21 protein-coding genes are annotated in these 20,769 nt (G+C 69.8%); 4 read left to right on the plus strand and 17 right to left on the minus strand.

Annotated features, from left to right (window positions below; genetic code table 11):
* From VE172_RS19180 to VE172_RS19195, 4 genes are all read right to left on the minus strand, one after another.
* Positions 1–662 (minus strand): 1-phosphofructokinase family hexose kinase (locus VE172_RS19180; protein WP_324803577.1); only part of this gene is annotated, 662 nt, incomplete at its 3' end.
* Positions 659–1,765: an N-acetylglucosamine-6-phosphate deacetylase gene (nagA, locus tag VE172_RS19185; protein ID WP_324803578.1), complete on the minus strand. Its 1,107-nt coding sequence runs from the start codon at positions 1,763–1,765 to the stop codon at positions 659–661. The genes VE172_RS19180 and nagA, both read right to left, overlap by 4 nt.
* Before the next feature lie 32 nt (positions 1,766–1,797).
* Positions 1,798–2,706, minus strand: a complete 909-nt coding sequence (locus tag VE172_RS19190) for an ROK family protein (RefSeq protein WP_324803579.1) — start codon at positions 2,704–2,706, stop codon at positions 1,798–1,800.
* A complete protein-coding gene (locus VE172_RS19195; RefSeq protein ID WP_324803581.1) occupies positions 2,703–3,572 on the minus strand; it encodes an SIS domain-containing protein in 870 nt (289 codons plus the stop codon). The genes VE172_RS19190 and VE172_RS19195 overlap by 4 nt, the downstream gene beginning before the upstream one ends.
* A 128-nt stretch (positions 3,573–3,700) precedes the next feature.
* Here VE172_RS19195 and VE172_RS19200 point away from each other — a divergent pair, with 128 nt between their 5' ends.
* A complete protein-coding gene (locus VE172_RS19200) occupies positions 3,701–4,486 on the plus strand; it encodes a DeoR/GlpR family DNA-binding transcription regulator (protein ID WP_324803582.1) in 786 nt (261 codons plus the stop codon).
* Positions 4,487–4,490: 4 nt separating this feature from the next.
* Here the strand turns inward: VE172_RS19200 and VE172_RS19205 are convergent, their stop codons facing one another.
* The 8 genes from VE172_RS19205 to VE172_RS19240 all read right to left on the minus strand — a co-directional run bounded on the left by VE172_RS19205 (position 4,491) and on the right by VE172_RS19240 (position 12,201).
* Complete coding sequence (locus VE172_RS19205; protein WP_324803583.1) at positions 4,491–5,903, minus strand: ICP22 family protein; 1,413 nt, start codon at positions 5,901–5,903, stop codon at positions 4,491–4,493.
* Between the two features lie 45 nt (positions 5,904–5,948).
* Positions 5,949–7,070: a hypothetical protein gene (locus VE172_RS19210; RefSeq protein WP_324803584.1), complete on the minus strand. Its 1,122-nt coding sequence runs from the start codon at positions 7,068–7,070 to the stop codon at positions 5,949–5,951.
* A 119-nt stretch (positions 7,071–7,189) separates the two neighbouring features.
* Positions 7,190–7,699 (minus strand): DUF3180 domain-containing protein, encoded by a 510-nt coding sequence (locus VE172_RS19215; RefSeq protein WP_324803585.1) that lies wholly within the window; start codon positions 7,697–7,699, stop codon positions 7,190–7,192.
* Positions 7,692–8,213: a 2-amino-4-hydroxy-6-hydroxymethyldihydropteridine diphosphokinase gene (folK, locus tag VE172_RS19220; protein WP_324803586.1), complete on the minus strand. Its 522-nt coding sequence runs from the start codon at positions 8,211–8,213 to the stop codon at positions 7,692–7,694. The genes VE172_RS19215 and folK overlap by 8 nt, the downstream gene beginning before the upstream one ends.
* Positions 8,210–8,581, minus strand: coding sequence for a dihydroneopterin aldolase (gene folB / locus VE172_RS19225; RefSeq protein ID WP_324803587.1), 372 nt, complete (start codon positions 8,579–8,581; stop codon positions 8,210–8,212). The genes folK and folB overlap by 4 nt, the downstream gene beginning before the upstream one ends.
* A gap of 38 nt (positions 8,582–8,619) precedes the next feature.
* Entirely contained in the window at positions 8,620–9,417 is a 798-nt protein-coding gene (gene folP, locus VE172_RS19230; RefSeq protein ID WP_349258460.1) for a dihydropteroate synthase, read from the minus strand.
* Positions 9,418–9,440: 23 nt separating this feature from the next.
* Positions 9,441–10,277, minus strand: a complete 837-nt coding sequence (locus VE172_RS19235) for an HAD family hydrolase (RefSeq protein ID WP_324803589.1) — start codon at positions 10,275–10,277, stop codon at positions 9,441–9,443.
* 496 nt (positions 10,278–10,773) lie between these two features.
* Entirely contained in the window at positions 10,774–12,201 is a 1,428-nt protein-coding gene (locus VE172_RS19240) for an arylsulfatase (protein ID WP_324803590.1), read from the minus strand.
* 129 nt (positions 12,202–12,330) lie between these two features.
* Here VE172_RS19240 and VE172_RS19245 point away from each other — a divergent pair, with 129 nt between their 5' ends.
* Positions 12,331–13,266 carry a serine hydrolase gene (locus tag VE172_RS19245; protein WP_324803591.1) on the plus strand — a complete coding sequence of 312 codons (936 nt, stop codon included), beginning with the start codon at positions 12,331–12,333 and terminating at the stop codon, positions 13,264–13,266.
* Here the strand turns inward: VE172_RS19245 and VE172_RS19250 are convergent.
* The 4 genes from VE172_RS19250 to VE172_RS19265 form a co-directional block, all read right to left on the minus strand.
* Positions 13,174–14,430 carry a pentapeptide repeat-containing protein gene (locus VE172_RS19250; RefSeq protein WP_324803592.1) on the minus strand — a complete coding sequence of 419 codons (1,257 nt, stop codon included), beginning with the start codon at positions 14,428–14,430 and terminating at the stop codon, positions 13,174–13,176. The two genes, VE172_RS19245 and VE172_RS19250, sit on opposite strands and share 93 nt — an antisense overlap.
* Before the next feature lie 204 nt (positions 14,431–14,634).
* Positions 14,635–16,434, minus strand: coding sequence for a YhgE/Pip domain-containing protein (locus tag VE172_RS19255; RefSeq protein ID WP_324803593.1), 1,800 nt, complete (start codon positions 16,432–16,434; stop codon positions 14,635–14,637).
* Between the two features lie 3 nt (positions 16,435–16,437).
* A complete protein-coding gene (locus tag VE172_RS19260; RefSeq protein ID WP_324803594.1) occupies positions 16,438–17,124 on the minus strand; it encodes an ATP-binding cassette domain-containing protein in 687 nt (228 codons plus the stop codon).
* 133 nt (positions 17,125–17,257) lie between these two features.
* On the minus strand, positions 17,258–18,034 hold the full coding sequence (locus VE172_RS19265) for a L,D-transpeptidase family protein (RefSeq protein WP_324803595.1): 777 nt from the start codon (positions 18,032–18,034) through the stop codon (positions 17,258–17,260).
* Between the two features lie 111 nt (positions 18,035–18,145).
* Between VE172_RS19265 and VE172_RS19270 the strand changes: the two genes are divergently transcribed.
* Together VE172_RS19270 and VE172_RS19275 are read left to right on the plus strand one after the other, a co-directional pair.
* The gene (locus tag VE172_RS19270) at positions 18,146–19,786 is read left to right on the plus strand and encodes a DNA repair helicase XPB (protein WP_324803596.1); all 1,641 of its coding nucleotides are present in this window, start codon (positions 18,146–18,148) and stop codon (positions 19,784–19,786) included.
* Positions 19,787–19,874: 88 nt separating this feature from the next.
* The gene (locus VE172_RS19275; protein ID WP_324803597.1) at positions 19,875–20,243 is read left to right on the plus strand and encodes an SH3 domain-containing protein; all 369 of its coding nucleotides are present in this window, start codon (positions 19,875–19,877) and stop codon (positions 20,241–20,243) included.
* Between the two features lie 63 nt (positions 20,244–20,306).
* Here VE172_RS19275 and VE172_RS19280 read toward each other — a convergent pair whose 3' ends face one another.
* Positions 20,307–20,756, minus strand: a complete 450-nt coding sequence (locus tag VE172_RS19280; protein WP_324803598.1) for a hypothetical protein — start codon at positions 20,754–20,756, stop codon at positions 20,307–20,309.
* Positions 20,757–20,769 lie beyond the last annotated feature (13 nt).

A 20,769-nucleotide genomic window follows, 5' to 3' on the forward strand; every position in this document is an offset into this window, starting at 1 on the left:
CGCGAGGCGACCACCGCGCCGGCCCCCGCCGAGCGGAGCCGTTCGGCGGCCCGGCGGCATCCGTCCACCGTGGAGGTGTCGATGCCGGGGACGGCGGCGGCCAGCTCGGCGGCGTTGGGCTTGATGAGGTCGGGCTTTTCCGCCAGCGCCAACAGGAGCGCCTCGCCGTCGCAGTCCAGGATGGACGTCACGCGGGCGGCGCGGGCCTCGGCGACCAGGCGGGCGTAGCTGTCGGGGGCCAGCCCGCGCGGCAGCGAGCCGGACAGCACCGCCACGGAGGAGACCTTCAGCAGCGCGCGAAACCGCGCGACGAAGCGGTCCCACTCGGCGGCTGTCACCTCGGGCCCGGGCTCCCAGAATCCTGTGGCGTCAAGCGAATCCGCCACCACCAGGGCGCGGCGCGACTCGCCCGCCACCGTGACGAAGCTGTGCGGCAGGCCCGCGGGGACCCGCGCGACGATCTGGGCGCCCGTCGCGCCGCCCACCAGACCGGTGGCCGTCGCTTTCTCGCCCCAGCCGTGCAGCACCCGCGCGGTGTTGAGCGCCTTGCCGCCGGCCATCGCGTCCACCGCGCGCACCCGGTGGGTGGCGTGCGGCCGCACCTCGCCGTCGACGTGGTACGTGACGTCGAGCGCGGCGTTGAGGGCGACGGCGAGGATCACCGCGAGATCCACTCTCCGGCGCGCATCACCGCTTGAAGCTCGAGGTCCTCGGAGTACACCAGGAGATCGGCGCGGGCGCCGGGCTCGACGCGGCCCACGTCGGACAGCCCCAGCAGGTCCGCCGGGGTCTGGGAGGCCATCTGGGACGCCACCGGCACCTCGATGCCCGCGTTGACGGTGTTGCGGAACGCGTCGTCCATGGTGATGGTGGAGCCGGCGATCGATCCGGAGTCCGACAGCCGGGCGGCGCCCTCGGCCACGGTGACCGACAGCCCGCCGAGTTCGTAGTCCCCGTCGGGCATCCCGGCGGCGCTCATGGCGTCGGTGACCAGCACCGCCCAGGGCGCGCACGAGGAGTGGGCGGCGAAGGCCAGGGTGCCCGGGTGCAGGTGGACCGGGTCGGCGATCAGCTCGCACACCACCCGGGGATCGTCCAGGAGGGCCGGTATCGGGCCGGGCTCGCGGTGGTTGAAGCCGCGCATGCCGTTGAACAGGTGCGTGGCCACGGTGGCACCGGCGTTGATGCCGTCCATCGTGGTCTCGAAGGACGCGTCGGTGTGGCCGATCGCGGCGATCACGCCGTGCACCGACAGCCACTCGATGGCCGCGATCGCGCCGGGGCGCTCCGGTGCGATGGTCATCATCCTGATCGCGCCCGCGCCGGTCTCCACCAGCCGGTCGAGCTCGCGGATGTCGGGGTCGCGCAGGACGTCGGGATTCTGTGCGCCGCAACGGTCCTGAGACAGGTAGGGGCCCTCGAAGTGGATGCCCGCCAGCACGCCGGAGTCCACCAGCGGCTTGAACGCCTCGGTCGCCTTCAGCATCAGGTCGAACGGCGCCGACACCAGGGACGCCAGCGTCGTGGTGGTGCCGTGCGCGGCGTGGAAGGCGGCCACGGCGCGGGCCTGGTCGGCGTCGCCGACGGTGTAGGAGGCGCCCGCCCCGCCGTGGCAGTGGATGTCCACGAAGCCGGGGACGATCCAGCCGGTGGCGTCCGCCTCGTCCCCCTCGGGGATCGAGACGATCCGGTCGCCCTCGACGCGCACCGTGCCGGGAACCACGCCGCCGGGGACCACCACCTTGGCGTTGCCGGGCAGACTCATGCTTTCGCCTCCAGTCGCTTGTGGACCGACGCTCATCGCCGGATCCGCTCGATGCCGAGCAGCGCCGCGCCGATGCAGCCGGCGGAGTCGCCGAGCTCGGCGGGCACCAGTTCCGGAACGGTGTGAAACGTAGCGCGCGCGGTGAGCCCCCGCCGCAGGGGCGTCAGCAGGGCGTCGCCCGCCGCCGCCAGCCCGCCGCCGACCACGATGGTGTCGGGGTCGAACATCGCGATGCCCAACAGGAAACCGTCGGCCAGCACCTCCACGGTGTCGCGCCACACCCGCGCCGCCACCGGGTCGTCGTCGATGAGCGCGATGATCCGCTCGGCGCTGAGCTCCCTGCCGGACGCCTCGGCGAAGCGGCGCTCGAACTGCACCGCCGAGGCCAGCGACTCCACGCAGCCGCGCTGGCCGCAGCCGCACTGCGGGCCGTCGGGCCGCACGACCAGGTGCCCGAGCTCGCAGGCGGCGCCGTGCGCGCCCGCGGTGGTGTGTCCGTCCACAATGTGCGCACCGGCGATGCCGGTGCCGATCGCCACGAACAGCATCTGGGAGCTGCCGCGCCCGCCGCCCAGCCGCGCCTCGGCCAGGCCGCCGGCGCGCACGTCGTGGCCCAGCGCGGTCGGCAGCCCCACCTTGGACTCCACCAGCTCGCGAAACGGCACGTTCCGCCAGCCGATGTTCGACGAGTACACCGCCACGCCGCGCTCGGCGTCGATGACGCCCGGCACCACCAGGCCCACCGCGATCGGGGCGAAGCCCGGCACGGCGGCCAGATCGGCGACGGTGTCGACGATCGCGGCGACGCTGGCCTCGGGACCGGCGGCGCGCGGGGTGGGTCGGCGCAGGCTGTGGTGCACGCGCCCGGAGGCGTCCACCAGGGCGCATTTCATGGACGTGCCGCCCACGTCCAGGGCGATCACGACCTCGGTGGCGGTCACTTCAAGACCACCGAGCGGGTGAGGTGGCGCGGCGCGTCGGGGTCGAGGCCGCGCTGCCGCGCCAGGTCGATCGCCGTGCGCTGGGCGACGATCAGCTCGGCCAGCGGGTCGAGCCCGCAGGAGACGAAGGCGCCGCCGGTCGCGGCGACCTGGGCCGCCAGCCCCTCGGGCGCCTCGCCGAACGCCCAGGTGGCGCGGTGCGGTCCGGCAATCGAGATCGGCCCGTGCCGGTAGTCCATCGCCGGGTAGGACTCGGTCCAGAAGGTGGCGGCCTCGCGGGCCTTCAGCGCCGCCTCGTGCGCCACGCCGACGGTCCAACCCTGTCCGATGTAGGTGATCTGCTCGATGTCGACCACGTCCACCGGAAGCGGGGCGTCCAGCGCCACCTGCGCGTCGGAGATCGCGGCGTCGAGGTCCTCGCCGAGGTGGGCGCGCAGCAGGGCCAGCGCGCTGGTGGCGAAGCTGGTCATCACGACGGACTGGTCGCTGGCGAAGGGCAGCGCGATCACCGCGTCGGCCGCCCGGGTCGCGGGGGTGCCGTCGTCGGCGACGATCGCCAGCGACGGGATCGCGGTGTGTTCCAGCACGTCCACCACCTCGGTGGTGGTGCCGGAGCGGGTGAGCGCCACCAGCCGGTCGTACTTGCGCTGCGGGAACTCCGAGGCGGTGAAGGCGTCGGTCTCGCCGGCGCCGCTGGCCTCGCGCAGCGCCGCGTATGCCTGGGCCATGAACCAGGAGGTGCCGCAGCCGATGACGGCGACGCGCTCGCCGGGGGAGGGAAGCAGGCCGGCCCGCTGGTCGGCGACCTCGCGCGCCTGGCTCCAGCATTCGGGCTGCCGGGTGATCTCGGAATCGACGTACGACATGAACACTCCCAACCAGATTTTCACGCGCCTTCGCGCAGGACCTTCGGCGGGCCGCCGGGGTTTCGCGCACTATTGTGCACACATAACCGTCACCTGGCCAATCCCGGGTGCGTTTTCGTGGAGGAACGATGGACCGTTACGCCCGGTGGAACACCCTGCTGGAGATCCTGGCCTCGCAGGGCCGGATCAGCGTCGAGGACGCCGCCAGCCAGCTGCACGTGTCGCAGGCGACGATCCGGCGCGACTTCGACCAACTGTCCCAGCAGCAGATGATCACCCGGACCCGGGGCGGGGCCGTGGCCGGCGGCGTCTCCTACGACCTGCCGCTGCGGTACAAGACCGCCAAGCGGGTGGAGGAGAAGCACCGGATCGGCGCGGCGGCGGCCGGGCTGGTGTCGTCCGGGATGGTGGTCGGCCTCAACGGCGGCACCACCATCACCGAGGTGGCGCGGGCGCTGGCGATGCGCACCGACCTGGTGGCCACCTCCGGCACCACGCCGCTGACCATAGTGACCAACGCGCTGAACATCGCCAACGAGATGATCGTGCGGCCCCACATCAAGGTGGTGGTGGTCGGCGGGGTCGTGCGTCCACAGTCCTACGAGCTGATCGGGCCGCTGGCGGCGCCGATCCTGCGCGAGATCACGCTGGACATGGTTTTCCTTGGGGTGGACGCCATCGACGTGAAACTGGGGGCCACCGCGCATCACGAGGGCGAGGCGGCGATCAACCAGCTGATGGCGGCCCGGGCCCGCAAGGTGGTCATCATCGCCGACGGGTCCAAACTGGGCGGTCACGCCTTCGCGCGGATCTGCCCGGTGGAGCGGGTGCACACCTTGATCACGGACTCCACTGTGGCGTCCGATGTGGTGACGCCGTTCACGGAGGCCGGGATCAAGGTGTTGCGGGTGTGAGCCGTTATTCCGCGGGTCGGTACATGTAGGCGTTGACCTCGACCTCGGTCGGCGCCGCTTCGGCCTCGGCGGCGTGAGCCGGCGCGGCCGCTGGTGTCTTCTTCGGACGGTTGAACAGGTCGAAGCCCAGGTTGACCAGCAGGCCCAGGGTGAACAGCCCCACCGGGATCAGGAAGTTGTCGGTCACGCTCCCGGCGCCCAGCAGGTCGTGCGGCACCACGACGGTGACCGCGAAGGCCACCACGGCGGCCAGCAGGGTGCCGAAGACGCCGCCGCGGCGGCCCCTCAGACCGGTCCCTCCGATCAGGACGATGCCGAGGGCGGCCAGCAGCGGGCTGAAGCCCAGGGTGGCGCCCAGCACGCCGGAGTTGAAGTTGGCGCCGGTGTCGGTCTTCGACAGCACCCCGGCCACCCCCGCCAGCAGGCAGGAGCCGATCAGGGCGGCGGCGGTGAGCAGGAAGGACGCGACGCCACGCGGCTTGACGCCCGCCGCGGCGTCCCGGCTGTCGCCGCACACCCGGCGCAGCGCGGGGATCAGCCCCACGACGCCGCCGGCGATCGAGACCAGCACCACGACGCCCACGGTGACCCAGGCCGCGAAGGGCGAGAGGCTGAGGTGGGTCGGCTGGGTGAAGCCGTCGCCGAAACCGGTGTCGCGCATGTAATCCATGGCGCCCCAGGCGGCGGCGCCCATGCCGAGTCCCGCGGCCCAGCCCGGAACGCGCAGCACGGTGACCAGCAGGGTCAGCACCAGGCCGGCGCCCACCATGATGGCGGCCAGATAAGCCAGATCCACGGCCGCGACCTTGTCGAGGTGGCCGTACAGCATGGCCGTCAGGAAGGCCAGGAACGGGGCGGCCAGGTTGACCGCGCCCACGCGCAGCGACAGCCCCAGGGCCATGGCCAGCAACATGAACGGCGCCACGCCGACCAATGTGGAGGCCGCCGAGTCGAGGTCGCTGAAGACGGCGGTGTGTCCGAAGAGGAACCAGGCGGCCACGCCGAGCGCCACCAGGATCAGCAGGACGCCCTCCCACACGAAGTGCACGGCGAGGCGGTCGCGCTCGCCGGAGGGCTCGGCCTCGGCGGGCACGGTGAGGGTGGACGGCGGGAACAGCTCGGTCGCCGTCGCGGGGTCCTCGGCGGGCAGCTGCGGCACGCCCTCGGCGAGGCCGGGCACGATCTCGTCGGGCTCGAGCACCTCGGTTTCGGGCTCGAGTACCTCGGCCTCGGTCTCGATGGGCTCGGTCGGCTGCTCGGCGTACTCGGCAGGGGTGCTGTCGCCGGGCTCGGCCGGGGTGGTCTCGGGGGAGGGGGCGTCGGACGCGGTGGCCTGCGCGTTGTCTCCGTCGCCGGCGGCGGCGGAGGACGGCGGCGTGTCGCTTCCGGCGCCTTGGGGGGCATCGGTTGAGCTCATTTCTCACTCTCCACACACGGAATGGTTGGACACCTTATCGTTTTGTCAATTCACACCTCGATAGGGATCAATGTCCCCGGGGTCGTAGCTGTTGACCTGGGTGGTCGGAAACGCTTGGGATTCAACACGATCCATCTCCGATGTGTCGGTGCGGTCCTCCCACCAAGTCGGCTTTGGCGCGCCGAATCGTTCGACGATACGGGTGATGACGAGGCCGAGCCCCAGGGCGCCCCCGATCGTCCACAGCGGATTGAACGGGTGGCGCTGGGCCGTGATGAGCAGCGCGGTGAGCAGCGCGAAGCTGGCCAGGACGCTGCCGAGGAACCCGCCCCGGCGCCCCAGGGCGCTGGTGCCGCCCAGCAGGGCGGCGGCCACGGCGAAGGCGGTCAGCGACCACGGGCCGTCCACCACCTCGGCGGCGCGGGTGTCGCTGGGCACCCACGACATCCAGAGCCCGGCAGCCGCGGCCACGAGAGACGAGGCCGCCAGGGCGGCGATCTGGGTGGCCACCGCGCCGCCCGATCGGCGCGCGATCGTCGCGTTGGCCAGGCGGCACTCGCCCAGCCGGCGCCGGGTCCCGTTGGTGGCCCCCCACATTCCACCCAGGACGGACAGCGCCGCGCAGCCCACCAGCCAGACCCAGGAGTGCGAGATATGCGGCACCGGCGGGGTTTCGGAGCCGGGTCGCCCCGACAGCCAGACGAAGACCCCTGCGGCCACGGCCGCGCTGGCCAGCCACCCGGGGGCGCGCAGCAGCACCACGGCCGCCGCGATCACCAGCCCGGCGCCCAGGGCGGCGCCGGCCGCGATGGTCAGCGCCAGCGGCAGGCCGCGGGAAGCGTTGTCGGCGAACAACTTCGCCGCACCCAGCCCGATCACGCCGACCGCCAGGTTCGGCGCGCACGCCCGCAGCGACAGCGCCAGGGCCATGGTCGCCAGCAGCGCCGGAACCGCCAGCGCCATCACCTGGCCGCGTCCGGACGCGGAGGCCAGCGGGTTGCCGGGCACCTGGAACAGGCCCAGCAGTCCGCCCGCGAGGGCGGCCAGCAGCAGGGCCTCGAGCAGGACGTGGATGCCGAGCCGGTCGGCGGGTTCGTCCGGCACGGCGGAGTACACATCGTCCAATACGGACGGCAACCGCAGGGTACGGTCGGGGTCCGGATGCATATGGCCACCTCAACACAATGAGAAACCATGCGGGCAAGGGCTTCTCGCGGACGAATCCCAGCCTGTGAGAGCTGTCTACTGGCACCCTAGCCGTTTTGCCGGAATTTCGGCAGCCCCGCTCACCCGTTCGCGGTGGAGGCCCCGTCCGGATGGTCGTCCTCGTCCTCGTCATCGGGGACGCGGCACGCGCGTTCCAGCCACAATCCGGCCGCCACCAGCAGCAGGCTGGCGGCGAAACCGAAGGCCGCGTTGGGGAGGTCTCCGGCGGCGGCCTTCAGGCTGTCGCGGTGCGCCACCAGGTAGATCAGCAGACCCGCGTAGGCGCCGGCGATCAGCGCCCCGCCGATGGACGAGGCCTTGGCCAGCGCCGCGAAGCGCGCGAACACCAGCGGCTCCACCGGCCGGGTGCCGGGCTTGCGGGCGATGCGGGCCTTCGTGGTGTGCGCGGTGTACGCCAGGGCGAGGGCCAGCACCGCCAGGAAGGCCGGGGTGTACCAGCGCGGCACCGGCGGATAGGTGCGGGAGGCCAGCAGCAGCATCAGCGCGCCGGTGGCCAAGGCTGAGACGAACAAAGTGGACGGTGCCGTCGGCTTCAGCGACGGCTGTGGCGGTGTGTCCTTGTCAGCCATGATCGGTAGAGCTTAGTCCGCCCACCCGACGCAGCGTGCGCGCGTCGGCGGCGAGCCCCGGGTCGCGCAGCAGGTCGCGCACCCGCCCCCGGCCCGGCAGCGCGGCGCCGGGATCGATGGACAGCCAGGGGACCAGCACGAAGGCACGCTGATGGGCGCGGGGGTGCGGCAGGGTGAGGGTCTCGGTGTCGCAGCGGATCGGTTCGCCGTCGTCGTCGTGCGCGGCGATGATGTCCACATCGAGCACCCGGGGTCCATAGCGGCGCTGGGGATCGCGGACGCGGCCGGCGGCGACCTGGCAGTCCTCGGCGCGGCGCAGCCAGTCGAAGACCGTGGCGTCGGGATCGTGCGCGGTCATGGCGATGTTGTAGTAGTGGGGCTGGTCGTCGTCCCCCCAGGGCGGCGTTTCGTACACTTCGGACGTTTTGTCGGGGCCGAGGGCCGCCACCGCCCGGGCCAGGGCGGATCGTCGGTCGCCGAGATTGGCGCCGAGACTGAGAACGACGGAGGTCATGGGCGGCTCCGGCTGATCGTCACCGACACGTCGGTGAACGCGTGGGGAATCGGCGCCTGCGGCTTGTGCACCGTCACCTCGCAGGCGTTCACCTGCGAGTAGGACAGGCACACCGCGGCCAACCGCTCGGCGAGGGTCTCCAGCAACCGTACCGGTTTCGCCACGGCCACCTCAACGAGCGCGTCGGCGAGGTGACCATAGTGCACGGTGTCGCCGATGTGGTCGGACTCGGCGGCGGCGCGGGTGTCGAGGTGCAGCACCACGTCGATGACGAATTCCTGGCCGTCGGCCCGTTCGAAGTCGTAGACGCCGTGATAGCCGTGCACGCGCAGTCCGCGTAGCGAGATCCGGTCCGGTTGGTCGGCCACGGTCACACCGTACGGCAGCCGCGTCGCGGCCGTCGGGCTTATCGGGTGTGGCGCGTCGCCCGCCACACCGCGCGGGCGTCGGCGGTGGCGCGCACGTCGTGCACCCGCACCCCCCACGCCCCCGCGTCGAAGGCGAGCACGGAGGTGGCGAGGCTGGCGGCCTCGCGCTGGTCGACGGGCCGGGGTCGGCCGTCGGCGTCGGCCAACAGCTTGCCCAGGAAGGATTTGCGGGACGCGCCGAACAGGATCGGGTGGCCCAGCGCGCCGAGTTCGTCCAAACGCGACAGAAGCTCCCAGTTGTGTTCGGGGAGCTTGGCGAAGCCGATGCCGGGGTCGAGGATGACGCGTTCGGGCGCCACCCCGGCGTCGAGCATGGCCGCGGCGCGCTGTCGCAGCTCGGCGGACACCTCGGCGACGACGTCGCCGTAGACGGCCCTGCCGTACATGTCGGCGGAGTGGTCGCGCCAGTGCATCAGGACGACGCGGCAGCCGGACTCGGCGATCGCGGCGGCCATAGCGGGGTCGGCGGCGCCGCCCGAGACGTCGTTGACGATGGACGCCCCGCGCCGCAGCGCCTCGCGGGCCACCTCGGAACGGGTGGTGTCGATGCTGACGGTGGCGCCCTCGGCGGCCACGGCGGCCACCACCTCGGCGGTGCGGGCGATCTCGGTGGCGGCGTCGACGCGGCCCGCGCCCGGCCGGGTGGACTCGCCGCCGATGTCGATGATGTCGGCGCCGTCGGCCAGCATGGCGCGGGCGGCCCCCAGCGCCGACTTCACATCGACGTACTTGCCTCCGTCGCTGAATGAGTCGGGCGTGACGTTGAGGATGCCCATGATCCGCGGAACGCGGACGTCGCTCACGACAGCGGCCCGCCCGAGCGGCGACGGCGCAGCGCGGCGCCCCCCGCGATCGCGCCGGCGATGGCGCCCGCGGCCACCGCGGTGGGCAGGGCGACCCTGGCGGCCTTGCGCCCGGTGCGGAAGTCGCGCACCTGCCAGCCCTTCTCGCGGGCGGCGCGGCGCAGGGCCGGGTCGGGGTTGATCGCCACGGCGTGGCCGACCGCCGTCATCATCGGCAGGTCGTTGCTGGAGTCGCTGTAGGCGGTGCACAGCGACAGGTCGAGGTCCTCCTTGGCGGCCAGCTCCCGGATGGCCTCGGCCTTGGCGGGGCCGTGCATGATGTCCGAGACCAGCCGTCCAGTGTAGACGCCGTCGTGCACCTCGCCGACGGTGCCGAGCGCCCCGGTCAGCCCGAGCCTGCGGGCGATCACGTCGGCCAGCTCGGCGGGCGTCGCGGTGACGAGCCACACCTGCTGCCCCGCGGCCAGATGCGCCTCGGCCAGCGCCTGGGTGCCCGACCAGATCTTCGCCTCGATGGTGTCGTCGAAGATCTCCTCGCCCAGGGCGATGAAGTCGGCGACCCGCCGCCCCGCGATGAACGAGAGGGCGGACTCCTTCACGTCGGCGATGTGCTCGTGGTTCTCCTTGCCGTGCAGGCGATAACGCGCCTGTTGCCACACGAACTTCGCCAGGTCGCGATGCCTGAAGAACCGCCGGGCCGCCAGGCCCCGCGCGAACCAGTACACCGACGCCCCCCGCACCAGCGTGTTGTCCACATCAAAGAACGCCGCCGCGCGCTCGGGGACGTCGTTTGCCTGCCCGTCCCCTGCCTGGGACGACTCGCTACTTTCCACCCAAGAAGCCTAGCCTCGCGCGGTGACAAAAGCACCTTTCACGGCCGTATTTCGGTGCGTAAACACATTGGTCGGGAGGCCATCACTCCCAACGTCCTAGTGGGCGCTGATCGAAAGCCACGGTCGGGGCACGGAGTCAACCGGCCGGTGCTTCGAAGGTGCGACGACCTCCCGCAGAACGATTTTGCACCGTGTTTTCATTGGGCGTCAATGGTTGTGGGCCCGTTATAAAGTGTCGGATATATGACAGAAGTCTGGATATCGGTAACCCAGCGTGATATTCAGTAAGGTCCTCTATAGATAATCCACAGTGGTTTTACAAATCGGGCGGACAACTTTCGAGTTGGCGCATTTGCGAGGTTCATCCGTGTTACCTGGCAAGATGCGATATCCAAAGTGCCGCATCGGATTTAGGCACATTGACAACCATGTCCACTACTGGTCGGTAGAAAAAATCACACAGCGTAACCGCAGGTGGATGAGGACTTTCGGGGCCCTACCGAGGAAGCACGTCGAACGGCTGACGACCAGGAACCAGACGTCCACCGTCCACATAGCCTTCTGGCGAGTCGCTCAGCTCGTCGACGAGCCGTCGGCGCCGTTCGGCGAGAACGTCGGCGCTGTCGGGGGCGTCGGCCAGGTCGTGGAGCTCACGCGGATCGCCCGCCAGATCGAACAGCTGCTCGTGTCCGTCGCCCGAGTACCAGACGTACTTGTAGCGGGCGTCGGTGATCGCGTGCACCGACTGCCGCCCCGCGTAGGTGTGCTCGCCGTGCAGGTACCCCCGCAGCGGCGCGGCGTCCCCGTCCGCCGCGCGCAGCAGGCTGTGCCCGTCCAGGCCGTCGGGAATGGACAGCCCGGCGCTGTCCAGCAGGGTCGGCATGACGTCGCGCAGCTCCACCACCTGATCGCCCACCACCCCCCGCGGCGCTCCGGGGCGGCGCAGAATCAGTGGGACGTGGGTCGATCCCTCGTACGGCAACGACTTCCGCCACAGGTCGTGGTCGCCGAGCATGTCGCCGTGGTCGGAGGTGAAGCACACCACCGTGTCGCGGTCCAGCCTGAACTCGGCCAGCGCCTCGCCGAAGCGCTGGATCTGCTGGTCGATGTGCGACATGTGCCCGAAGTACCCCGCGAACGCCCGCCGCAGGGTCTCGGGGTCGAAGCGGGCCAGGTTCGCGTCGGGGCGGTCGTCCTGCCGAAATCTCTCCAAATAGGACGACCAGTCGCCGTGCGCGGGCTCGTAGCGCGGCCCCGCCAGATACTGCTCGAACGCCCACGCGGGCGGGTCGAACGGCGGGTGCGGCCGATGAAACGACAGGTTGAGGAAGAAGGGCTGGCGCGGGTCGCGGCGGTACAGGAAGTCGATCGCCTCGGTGACCACCCAATTGGTGGGGTGCAGGCGTTCGGCGCGTCCCCACGGGCGGGCCACCATCGAATTGCAGTCCAGGCCGTGCTCGGTGTAGTCGGCGTCGATGCCCTCGCCGGGCTGGCGCCGCAGCCACGTCAGGTAGTCGTCGCCGAAGCGGTGGTCGACGGCGCGGTCGCGTCCGTAATGCAGGTAGCCGTCGTGCAGCACCACCTCGTCGAAGCCCAGCCGATTGCGGGCGGGCGCCGCGTGCATCTTGCCGATCGCGCGGGTCTGGAAGCCCTGCCGCGAGAACTCGCCCGCCATGGTGACGGGGAAGTCCCACTCGACGCCGTCGCGATAACCCACCCGCCCGTGGTGACGCGCCGACAGCCCCGTGTGCAGCGAGGCGCGCGCGGGAATGCAACTGGGAGAAGCGGAATAGGCCCGCGTGAAGCGGGCGCCCCGCCGCGCCAGGTTGTCGAGGTACGGCGTGCGGACGACGGAGTGCCCGGCGGTCGACAGACAGTCGCCGCGCCACTGGTCGGCCATGATGAGAACCACGTTCGGCGCCATGACCGCATCCTATGAGCGGCGACATTGCGGGCGCCACGGCGTTGTTTGTATCCTCACATCTGGCGCGACAGGCGCTTGCCGCCGCGCCGTGAGGCCGCCTAACGTCGTTCGCGACGCCAAACTCCCAGCGTGAAGAGGCTCGTCATTTCCCTTCCCACCCGTTTCCGACGGCCGACCCTCGCGGTCGGCGGCGCCCTGCTGCTCGGCGGCGCGCTGATGTTGTCAGGCTGCGCCGGCGGCGCGGCCGCCACCAAGGACGACGCGGGGGGCGGCAGTTCCCGCGCCGATCACCAACGGCAGCTGACCGACGCGGTGGACGCCTACGTGCAGGAACACCCCGGCCTGATCGCCTCGGTGTCGGTGCGCCACGGCGACGAGACCCTCGACTACGGAACCGATCACCGGTACCAGACCGCCAGCATCGTGAAGCTGGAGATCCTGGTGCGGTGGCTGATGCTGCGGCAGGACGACAAGCTGCCGCACGACGAGTACCAGCTCGCCGAGCGGATGATCACCGCCAGCGACAACGACGCGACCAGCCACCTGTGCCAGATCCTGGCACCGAAGACCAAAAAGGACGCCGTCCCGGGCGGCACCGACGCGTGCGTGGGCGACTCGACCTGGGGCACCGACCTCACCACCGCCGACGGCCAGCGCCAGGTCCTACAGGCCGCCTTCGGCACCACGTTGCTCAACGCCGACAGCCGCGCGGTGGTCAAGAAGCTGATGGGAACCGTTGAGCCCACCCAGGACTGGGGGGTCAGCGCCGCGGCCGCCGACGGCGAGAAGACCTGGCTGAAGAACGGCTGGGACATCCGCGACAACGGCTGGATCACCCACAGCGACGGAGTGGTCGACGCCGCCGACGGACACCTGATCTACCTGTCCATCCTGACCAACGGCAACGACACCGAGGCCAAGGGCATCTCCCATGTGGAGGAACTGGCCACGATCACGCGGGATGCGCTTTCCTTACGCGGGCGTGCGTTCCAGGCGTCCGTAGCCGACTCGGTTGGAGTTGTCGACGACGCGCCACCCCGCGGGCCAATGGTGCGCATAGGCTAGGGCGGCGTAAATGTCGTCGCATCGGCGATGCCCCGCGAACGCGTCGGCATGGGCGAAGTGCGTCGTGGAGAAGTCGGCCGAATGATGGAAGTACGAGCCGTCGAACTCGGCCTGGTCTAGGAACGTTGTGCCCGCGAACACGGCATGTCCATAGAATCTGACATTGTGGAACCTGGTGTCGGAAGGAAAGACCGAGTTCTCGAACCTCGCCACCATTCGAAACGTCGCGCCTTGAAGCCTTGTTGCCCCACGGAACTCGGTTCTCCCGAACCTGGCATCGGACCTGGCGTCCATTCGATCACATTGGACGATTGAGAGGAACCGCGTTCGATAGAGATCCAGTGGCCCAAGAAACCTGACGCTGTTGAGATTCACGTCCCCCTCGAATGTCACGTGGGAGAACATCGCCGACGAACCGAACGTCGCGCCTCTGAACGAGACGCTGGCAGTGAAATACGTTTCGCGAAACCGTGTCGTACCTTGGAAAACCGCACCTCGGGCGAGAAACGCCCCGTGAACCGTGGCGTTGTTGAACCACGCGCCTCCCAGGACCTTGGCCCCTCGCAGGTGCACCGCACCGTGAAACACCGCGCCGTTGAATTTCGCGCTGGTGAAGTGAGCCTGTCTCATCAGCAGGTCGCCGTAAAACGTCGCCCGACTGAAATTGGCGTGTCCCAAGTCGGCGCCCCTGAAGTCCACCCGCTCCAGAACCGCTCCCGCGAAGTTCACGCCGCCGTGCTCCCAGCGGTGCGGATCGTCCAGTCTCACGTGGCGCTCGATGATGCGCTGCGCCGTCAGCCGAACCTCGCGTTCCACTCGCGCGTAGGCGTTGTCGGAGCCGTCCTCGGCGGGCATGACGAACGGCATCCGCAGGTACGCGCACAGCTCGTTGAGGATGATCTGCCGCAGTCGCGGGTACTCCTCGCCGAGACGCTCCAGATTGTGCAGTCCGCCGATCCGCACCGCGGCCTTGTCCGATCCCAACTGCGCCACCGCCTCGATGCGCAGCTCCGTGATGCGGCGTTCGGTGGCGTCGCGGCGGGCGTCGTCGGCCTCCCGTTGGCGCTGGCGGTGTTCGCGCCGGGAGGCCAGCTCGGTTGCCTGTTGGCGCCGAAAGGCCAGCCACAGCGCGAAACCGCCTCCCACCCCCGCGAAGACCGTCAACGAGCGGGTGATGATGTCGACCCACACCGCCGCCTCGGAAGGCTCGCGGGTCACGGCGATCGGGATCAGAACCCCGAGCACCAGCGCGACGCAGGCCAGCCCGATGCCGATGGCCGACCAGATCGGTCGCGACGAAAGTTCCCTGAGCTCCTCGTCGGGATCGGGTGGCATGCCCACATTCTAGGCGGGCATGCCGCGCGGACCCTACAGTCCGATGGCCGGGCGCAGGCGACCCATCGTCCAGCGTCGATGCCGCATGGCCACCAGTGTGGACGCCGTCACCGCCGCCACCCCGAAGGCCGCCAGCACCGCCACGTCCCGCCACAGGTGCGCGACGTTGCCGCCCGAGATCGTCACCCGCAGCCCGTCCACCAGGTAACTCATGGGTAGCAGGGGATGCATGAATCGGAAGAAGGCGGGTGCCGTCTCCAGTGGATACAACCCGCCGCTGGATGTCAACTGCAGCATCAGGAAGACCAGGATGAGCACGTCACCCGCGGCGTCCAGCGCCAGCCGCAGGAAGTGCGCTATCGCCGTGAACACGGTGATCGCCAGCAGGCACAGCCCGATCGTTCCCGCGACGCTCTTCGGATTGAGTCCGAGCGCGACGTCGATCACCAGGTACAACACCAGCGATCCCAGGATTCCCAGCATCAGGGCCGGGAGCCAGCCCGACAGCGCGGCGGTCAACGCGCTGACCCGTCCGGCCAGGGCGCGGGGATTCACCACGCGCAGCATGATGTAGGCGACCAGGCCGAACACCCACAGGGCGATGGCGATGAAGAACGGCGCGAGCCCGCGGCCGTACACCTTGGCCGGGTTGGCGTTGCGCTCCTTGATGGACACCGGGGAACCCAGCACGTCGGCGGCCTTGGCGTTGTCGGCGGCGTCCATGGACGGCACCTGTCCCGCCGCGTCGGCCAGCTTGGACGACAGCTTGTCCGCGCCGTCGGAGAGTTTTTGGGTGCCGTCGGCCAGCTTCCGGGAGCCGTCCACGGCGTCGCCGGTGCCGTTGGCCACCGCCTGCGCGCCGTCGGCCAGGTCCTGCATCTTCTTGGCGTCGGCGGAGATCCCGTCGGCCGTCAGCCCCTGAACGGTGCTGTTGAGCCGCTCGACGTCGCTCTTGTCCCGCTTGGCGTCGCTCACCGAGTCCTTGATGTCGTCGCAGACGGGTGGGTTGTCCGCCTTGTCACACAGGTCATCCAGCTGATTGGAGTCCACACCCGACAGTGCCTCGACGATGTCGGTGCCGACCTGGGACCCATGCTGGACGGTGTCCAGCGATCCGATCAGCGCGGGCGCGTTGTCCTGCACGGCGTCGTTGATCGTGCCGACGCCGTCGGACACCTTGTTGGCACCGTCGTCGAGCTTGGTGAGACCGTCGTTGAGCTTCTTGGCGCCGGCGTTGGCCTGGTCGGCGCCGTCGGCCAGGGCCGCGGCCGCGTCGGACGCCTTGCCGAGCCCGTCGTCCAGTTCGGACAGATTGCCGAAGATCGACTTGGCGAAGGTGACGTACACGGCGGTGTTGATCTGGTTCTGTAGCTTGACCTCCAGGGTCTTGGCCATCATGCCGACGATGTAGCCGTTGGCGTCGTCCAGGTCCACCGCGAGGTACGCGCGCTTCGGGTCGGTTCCGGCGAGGGTGGCCAGCTTCTTCGAGAAGTCGGCGGGCACCACGATCGCGAAGTAGAACTCGCCGTCCTTCATGCCCTGCTTGGCGCGCGAGCCCGACACGAAGTTCCAGTCCAGCTCGGGGGAGTCCTTGAGCTGCTTCTCGAACTCGTCGCCGGCGTTGAGCTGCTTGCCCTGCAGGGTGGCGCCCTCGTCCGCGTTGACCACGGCGACCGGCACCTGGTCCATGCGGCCGTACGGGTCCCAGTTGGACCACAGATACAGGGCGCCGTACAGCAGCGGCACCAGGACGACGACGGCCAGCGCGGCATACCGAATCGGCTGCCCCCGGAATCGACCGAGCTCCAAAAAGGCCAGACGAATGGCGGTCACGACTTACTTCCCTTCGATGCGGATGGTCTGATCGGCGCGGTCGTCGCCGCGCACGCAGGCGGCGAGCACGAGCCGGTCGCCGTCGGCCAAGGCGCGCAGGGCTTCCCACACCCGCGCCGCCGAGGCGTCGTTGATTCCGGAGTCGGTGTCGTCGATGGTGATGACGGGTTTGCCGGTGGCCGCGGCGAACGCCAGCGACAGCAGGGTGCGTTCCACTTTGGGCAGGTGACCGTAGGTGGCGCCGGTGTCGGCCCCGACGCCGAGGTCGCGGCAGCTGGCGCGCACGGCGGCGGCCTCGATGCCTTCGCACAGTTCGGTTTCGGAGATCAGCTGCGCGACCGTGTGGTTCTCGTCCGCGAAGATCGCCGGTGGGGCCTGCGCCACCGCGACGCGCTCGCGGACGCGGCGGGGGTGGGAGTCGCCGTCCACGGTCACGGTCCCCGCGCCGTGGATGAAGCGCCCCGACAGCGACAGCAGCGCCGAGGTGCGGCCGGTTCCCGACTCGCCCACCAGCGCGACCAGCTCGCCGCGCCGGGCCCGCACCGTCAGGTCGGCGAAGATGCCGCCCTCCGGCCCGGACGCCGAGATCCGTTCGGCGACAAGGAAAGGCTCGGGCTCGATGTCGGGCTCGGGGATCGGCGGCATCGCCCGCGTGGCGTCCGCGGGCTGCTCGGCTTCGTCCGGTCTCATCACACGCTCATCATCACATCGATTGACACATGTAGTGATGTTACTCGTCAGTAGCGTTAATCGGCGCCCGCCCCACATGCCACACGCCCCGGAACCGAACGGCTCCGGGGCGTGTGTCGAGTGAGCTCGCCGATCAGGTCCCGGAACGGTGCCCGAAGACGTACACGGTGTCGTTCATCTTCAGAATCTCGTACAGCTTCTTGGCGTCCGCGTGCAACAGGTTGATGCAGCCGTGGGAGCCGAAGGAGTCGTGAATATAGGTGGTGGTCTCGTGCAGGCCCATGCCGTCGTGGAAGTGCTGCCAGTACGGCAGCCACACCTTGAACGGGTGCGACCAGTGCTTCTTCTCGCGAACGTTGATGTGCCAGGTGCCGGTCGTGGTCGTGTGACCCTTCATACCGGTGCGCACCACGGTCGGGGCGAAGATCTGCTTGCCGTTCTGGGTGACCCACAGCGTCTGGTGGGTCAGATCGATGCACACCACGTGCCCCTTGCCGGACTTGCATTTGTCCTTTGAGGAGTTGACGAGGTGGCCGGCGATCCGGTTGGTCAGCGGTCCCGCGTAGCCGTGGACCGGGCGAATGTCATACCGTTTCTGGAAGTTCTTGATCGTGGTGCATTCCTGATCGGTGAGCTTCCCGTCGACCGTGATGGGACCGAAGCCGCCCAGCTGCTTCAGCGCCTTCTCCACGGCCTTTTGATCCGGCCCCTGCTCGCACTTGGTCGAGGCGGGGGTGGCGTCATAGGAGGGTCGCGCGGTTTCGACGGTGCGAACCGCGTGGGTTGAGGTACGGGTCGCGGCGGCGTGGTCGTCCTGAGTGGATGATGCGGAGGCCGGGGAAGCCGTCGCGATCACCCCCACCGCCGTGGCAACGGCGGTCAACGCCACGATCGCCTTACGCAAACGCATGGATATCTCCCCCTTGGGGTTGAGGTGGTACCTGTCACCAAGTATTACCGCATCCAGCGTGCCAGACTGGATAGTCGCGATCACACACGGGAAGCAGAGGAGGGCATCGGCGTGACCGAGGGACCACTCATCGTTCAAAGCGACAAGACGCTGCTCTTGGACGCGGACCACCCGCAGGCCTCCGAGTGCCGGCTGGCCATCGCCCCCTTCGCCGAGCTCGAACGCGCCCCCGAGCACATTCACACCTATCGCCTGACGCCGCTGGGCCTGTGGAACGCCCGCGCCGCGGGACACGACGCCGAGTCCGTGGTCGACGCGCTGCTGAAGTACGCCCGCTACCCGGTGCCGCACTCGCTGCTGCTCGACCTCACCGAGACCATGGACCGCTACGGGCGGCTGAGTCTGGCCAAGCACCCCGCCCACGGCCTGGTGTTGCAGGGCCACGACCCCGCGGTGCTCACGGAGGTCTCCCGCAGCAAGAAGCTCGCGGGCATGCTCGGCTCACCCATCGACGAATCGACCATCGTCGTTCACGCCTCCGAGCGGGGACGCCTGAAACAGGCCCTGCTCAAGCTGGGCTGGCCCGCCGAGGACCGAGCGGGCTATGTGGACGGTGAGGCGCATCCCATCGGCCTCACCGAGGAGGGCTGGCAGCTGCGCCCCTACCAGAAGGAGGCGGTGGAGTCCTTCTGGTCGGGCGGCTCGGGCGTGATCGTGCTGCCCTGCGGCGCGGGCAAGACCCTCGTGGGCGCGGGCGTCATGGCCCAGGCCCAGGCCACCACGCTGATCCTCGTCACCAACACCGTCGCGGCACACCAGTGGCGCCGCGAACTGTTGGCCCGCACCAGTCTCACCTCCGACGAGATCGGCGAGTACTCGGGCGAGCGCAAGGAGATCCGCCCGGTCACCATCGCCACCTACCAGGTCCTCACCTCCCGCTCCAAGGGCGAGTTCCGCCATCTCGACCTGTTCGACGCCCGCGACTGGGGCCTGGTGGTCTACGACGAGGTGCACCTGCTGCCCGCCCCGATCTTCCGCTTCTCCGCCGACCTCCAGGCCCGCCGCCGCCTCGGCCTCACCGCCACCCTCGTGCGGGAGGACGGGCGCGAGGGCGACGTGTTCTCCCTGATCGGCCCCAAGCGCTACGACGCGCCGTGGCGCGACGTCGAGGCCCAGGGCTGGATCGCCCCGGCCGAGTGCACCGAGGTGCGCGTCAGCCTGTCCGACAGCGAACGCATGGCCTACGCCGTGTGCGAGGAGACCGACCGCTACCGCGCGGCGGCCACCATGGACGCCAAGCTGGACGCCGTGGAATCCATCGTGCGCAAGCACTCCGGCGAGCGCGTCCTGATCATCGGCGCCTATCTCGACCAGCTCGAGGCCCTGTCGTCCCATCTGGACGCCCCCGTCGTGCGGGGCTCCACCCGCACCAGGCAACGCGAGGAGCTCTTCGCCGCCTTCCGCAGCGGCGAACTGTCCACTCTCATCGTCTCGCGGGTCGGCAACTTCTCCATCGACCTGCCCGAGGCCGCCGTGGCCATCCAGGTGTCGGGCACCTTCGGCTCCCGCCAGGAGGAGGCCCAGCGCCTGGGCCGCATCCTGCGCCCGAAGTCCGACGGCCGCGGCGCCCACTTCTACACCGTGGTCTCCCGCGACACCGTCGACACCGAGTACGCCGCCCACCGCCAGCGCTTCCTCGCCGAACAGGGCTACGCCTACCGCATCGTCGACGCCGACGAATTCGAAGGCTAGCCCGCCGCAACGCCAAGGGAAGAAAAGCGGAAGATCGCGCCGCTAGCCTTCGCCGGGACTGACCCAACCCCTCAAGGAGTCAAGCCCGATGAAGAAGTCCATCCGCCGCACCCTGCTGACCACCGCCGCGGTCGCCGCCGTGGTCGCGGGCGGCGTCACTGTCACGACCGTCGCCAACGCCGACTCCGTGAACGCCTCGGCGGCCTGCACCGCCAAGGGCGCCGACCTGATCGACTGGCCCTACTACAAGGCCTTCAAGACCACGGTCAACATCCGCAGCGGACGCAGCACCAACTGCGTCGCCCTCGGCACCGGCTACACCAGCCACAAGGTCGACATCCACTGCACCAGCGAAACCGGGGACTGGACCTACGTCCGCGACGTCAACACGGGCGTCAAGGGCTGGGTGGCCGACAAGTACCTGAAGTTCTACGACGGCCGCGTCCGCGTCTGCTAGAACCCACAATCCTTCCCCCGCCCCGAAAGATGGCCGCCGCGCACCTGTCGCGACGGCCATCTTTCAATTCCCGGGGGAGCCGTCGGCGCGGTAGGAGACGTAGGCGCCGATGTCGGGGGAGGTCATGAGGCGGGCGGCGAACAGGTTCAGCACGATGGAGACCACCAGGCCGATCCCCGCGGCCTCGCCGTGGCGCGAGAAGGTTCCCCCGCAGAGGATCGCGACATTGGCGACGATGGACGCCACCAGAATGACTCCCGCATAACGGAAGCCCCGCGGTCTGCCGTTCCACAGCGCGGGGAGGTTCACTCCGAACGCCGCCAGCAGCACGCCGACCAAGAGCAGGCCGACCAGGGCCTGGCCCTGGTGCCCGAAGCCGCGCATCAGGGCGGCGATCTCCTCGACGAGCAGCTCGAAGCCCATCGACACGACGGACAGCGTCAGGCTCGAGCCGAGCACGGCCACCAGCCACATCAGGTTCTTGGGGCGCAGGCGATCGGCGTCGGAAGCCACGTTTGTCTCCTCG

Origin of the sequence: Stackebrandtia sp. (assembly GCF_035643755.1) — a bacterium.
Lineage (GTDB): Bacteria > Actinomycetota > Actinomycetes > Mycobacteriales > Micromonosporaceae > Stackebrandtia.